This is a genomic window from Vibrio sp. 970, assembly GCF_033339075.1.
This window is the reverse complement of sequence record NZ_JAWOTW010000688.1, coordinates 1-547: the sequence shown is the minus strand read 5'-3', so window position 1 is coordinate 547 and position 547 is coordinate 1. Positions and strand designations below refer to the sequence as shown.

The following is a 547-nucleotide window of genomic DNA, read 5'->3' as shown; positions in this document are numbered from 1 at the left end:
CGTCTTTTTCCCAGCGCCACCAAACCGATTCAACTTCTGGCTGATCTTGTAACCATGCGCTCATTCGCCCTGCCGAGTTGTTTGTTGGATAAATATAGATATCTGCGGCCAAGCGTTGGCTTAACCATTTGTCAGTGGTGTCTCTAAAGCTACCCACCATGGTCTCAACACCAATATTCGCAGCGAGCGCCAACATAAACGCCATCGTTGCGACACCACGATAGCTCATACTTGCCGCCGCATCAGCAAAGAACCAACGCACACGAACCCAGCGTAACGTGTATGAGAAGCTTTGGAACATGTGCCACATCAAAAATGGCATGAATAGAGCCACACTCACCAACATCAATGCGATAATGGCAAAACCCGTCTCTTGCGTTTTAGGTGCTTGGTAAACCGCAACCGCGGCTACACAGAAAGCACATGCCGCCACTGCTTGCCAAGAAAACTCTCTTCCAGCAAAGCGCATTAACGATAAACGCGAAGACAAACGAATTGGTTGCGATTTCAACAATCGAATCAGTGGCCACAAACAGGAAATCAAAGC

Annotated in this window: 1 pseudogene; it reads right to left on the bottom strand. The window is 48.4% G+C overall.

Annotation, left to right across the window (positions count from 1 at the left end):
• Positions 1–547: pseudogene (locus tag R7Q11_RS28635) on the bottom strand (ABC transporter permease); the annotation flags it as partial.